The organism is Aquitalea sp. S1-19, from assembly GCF_024343515.1.
Window position 1 is genome coordinate 1 of the sequence record NZ_RJTZ01000196.1, and the last position, 2,940, is coordinate 2,940.

General features: G+C 64.3%; 2 protein-coding genes. Both read left to right on the top strand.

Features of this window, described 5'->3' with window-relative positions:
* The first annotated feature begins 122 nt into the window (after positions 1 to 122).
* Positions 123 to 920 (top strand): enoyl-CoA hydratase/isomerase family protein, encoded by a 798-nt coding sequence (locus EGI20_RS17015; protein ID WP_498631174.1) that lies wholly within the window; start codon positions 123 to 125, stop codon positions 918 to 920.
* Complete coding sequence (locus EGI20_RS17020) at positions 920 to 2,854, top strand: acetyl/propionyl/methylcrotonyl-CoA carboxylase subunit alpha (protein WP_498632898.1); 1,935 nt, start codon at positions 920 to 922, stop codon at positions 2,852 to 2,854. The genes EGI20_RS17015 and EGI20_RS17020 overlap by 1 nt, the downstream gene beginning before the upstream one ends.
* Positions 2,855 to 2,940: the final 86 nt, after the last annotated feature.

The following is a 2,940-nucleotide window of genomic DNA, read 5'->3' on the forward strand; positions in this document are numbered from 1 at the left end:
TGGGACGACGGCATTATCGACCCGGCACAGACCCGCGACGTACTGGCACTGGCGCTGGATGCCTGCCTGTCCACCCCGATTCCCGACACGCGTTTTGGCGTGTTCCGTATGTGAGGCCTGCCATGGACAGCACGATACTGGAGATCGAACACAGCGCGGCCATCGCCACCTTGTGGCTGAATCGCCCCGCGCTACACAATGCACTGAATGAAGCACTGATCGATGCGCTCACCCATGCCCTGAACGCTCTGGCAAGCGATGCCAGCGTGCGTGTCATTGTGCTGGCCGGGCGCGGCACAAGCTTTTGCGCCGGCGCCGATCTTGACTGGATGCGCCGTGCCGCCGGTTTTAGCGACGCGCAAAACCTGGCCGATGCACAAGCGCTGGCCACCTTGCTCAAGACCCTGTACCGCTGCCCCAAGCCGGTGATCGCGCGCGTGCATGGTGCGGCACTGGCCGGCGGCATGGGTCTGGTCGCCGCGTGCGACATCGCCATCGCCACGCCCGAGGCCCGCTTCGGCCTGTCCGAAGTACGACTGGGGCTGATTCCGGCCACCATCGCGCCTTATGTCAGCGAAGCCATCGGCTTGCGCGCCATGCGCCGCTACACCCTGTCGGCCGAACGCCTCCAGGCCGACACCGCCTGGCGCCTGGGCCTGATACACGAGATAGTCGCACCGGACATGCTGGACAGCAGCATCGCAGCGGTGGCCCAGCAACTGGCGCTGGGGGCGCCGGGCGCACTTGCCCAGAGCAAAAAGTTGCTGCGCGCAGTGGCCGATGGCTCAACCAGCGATGACGCACTTCTGGCCGAAACCGCTGCCCTGATTGCCCGCACCCGCGCCGGCAGCGAGGCGCTCGAGGGGCTCGCTGCCTTCTTCGATAAACGCCGCCCCGCCTGGCAAGAGGAGCAAGACTGATGCTGGCCAAGATTCTGATCGCCAACCGCGGCGAAATTGCCTGCCGCATTATCCGCAGCGCCCGCGCGCTGGGCATAGGTGTCGTCGCCGTCTATTCGGAGGCCGACGCGAACGCACAACATGTGCGCCTGGCCGACGAGGCCATCGCCATCGGCGCGGCCGCTGCGGCCGAATCCTATCTGCGCGCCGACAAGATTATTGCCGCAGCGCTCTCCTGCGGTGCCGATGCCATCCACCCCGGCTACGGCTTCCTGTCGGAAAACGCTGATTTTGCCCATGCCTGCAGCGAAGCAGGCCTGATTTTTATCGGCCCGCCAGCATCCGCCATCGAGGCGATGGGCTCCAAATCGGCCGCCAAGCGCCTGATGGCCGAAGCCGGCGTACCGCTGGTGCCCGGCTACCACGGCGAGAATCAGGACGACGCACGCCTGGCCGAACAAGCCGCGCATATCGGCTACCCGGTATTGATCAAGGCGGTAATGGGCGGCGGCGGCAAGGGCATGCGCGTAGTCGAGTCCGCAGCCGATTTTGCCTCGGCACTGGCCTCGTGCCGGCGCGAGGCACAGGCGGCTTTCGGCAACGATGTGGTGTTACTGGAAAAATACCTGCAGCGCCCGCGCCATATCGAAATCCAGCTGTTTGCCGACAGCCATGGCCACGCGGTTTATCTGTACGAGCGCGACTGCTCGGCCCAGCGCCGCCACCAGAAAGTCATCGAAGAAGCGCCGGCGCCGAATCTGGCACCGGCCACGCGCCGTGCCATGGGCGAGGCGGCCTGTGCGGCAGCGCGCGCCGTGGGCTATGTCGGCGCCGGCACAGTCGAATTCATCATGGACAGCAGCGGCGTCTTCTACTTTATGGAGATGAATACCCGGCTACAGGTCGAGCATCCGGTCACCGAGATGATTACCGGGCAAGATCTGGTCGCATGGCAGATCCGCGTCGCCGCAGGCGAGCTACTACCGCTGGCGCAGCAGGACATTCCCTTATCCGGCCACGCCTTTGAAGCGCGCATTTACGCCGAAGATCCGGACAAGGGCTTTTTGCCTGCCACCGGCACGCTCACCCATCTGCGCCTGCCACAAACCAGCGCACGGGTACGCATAGACAGCGGCGTGATCGAGGGTGACAGCATTTCGCCATGGTACGACCCGATGATCGCCAAGCTGGTTGTCTGGGGCGAGACACGCGAGCTTGCCTTGCAAACATTGAAATCGGCACTGGCCCAGTGCGAGATCGCCGGCGTCGCTTGCAATACTGCTTTTCTGGCGCGCCTGGCGGCCCACCCCGACTTTGCCGCCGGTCACGTCGACACCGGCCTGATCGCCCGCGACGAAGCCGAACTGCTGCTGGGTGCAGCGGCCGCCGAGCCGTGGCAACTGGCGCTACTCTCGCTTGCCGAGGCGCTGGACGGCGGCAATGGCTGGCGCCTGAACGGGACGTTCAAACGCCGCTTCGAATGGCAGGTCGCAGAGTGCGTGCATACCGTCTTGCTGGAATACCGGCCGGACGGCTTGCGCATCACGCTGGCGAACGAGGTGTTCGATGCACGCATTCAGGCCTTAAGCGATGGTTTCAGCGCCTGGCTTAACGGCCAGCATTATCAGGCCCGCGTCATTCATCAGGGCCAGCAACGCATCCTGTTCAGTCGCGGCCACAGCCTGAGCGCACGGCTTGGCGACCCGTATGCCTATGCCAGTCGTGAAATCCATGGCCACGCCCAAATCAAGGCGCCCATGCCCGGACGCGTCGTCGCCCATCTGGCCGCAGTAGGCACGCAACTGGAAAAAGGCGAGCCGCTGATGATACTGGAGGCGATGAAGATGGAGCACACGCTTAAAGCGCCGGCCGCCGGCAAGGTGAATGCCTATCTGTTTTCCCCTGGCGAGCAAGTCGGTGATGGTGACGAACTGGTCGATTTCGAAGCCGCATAAGGAGCGCATCATGCAGGTCAAAATCGTCGAAGTCGGCCCGCGCGACGGGCTGCAGAATGAAAAACAGCCCGTTACGCTGGCGGGCA

What these genes read in the sequence shown, in the direction of transcription:
- EGI20_RS17015 (WP_498631174.1), top strand. Translation starts at nt 123, where the DNA reads ATGGACAGCACGATACTGGAGATCGAACACAGCGCGGCCATCGCCACC.
- EGI20_RS17020 (WP_498632898.1), top strand. Translation starts at nt 920, where the DNA reads ATGCTGGCCAAGATTCTGATCGCCAACCGCGGCGAAATTGCCTGCCGC.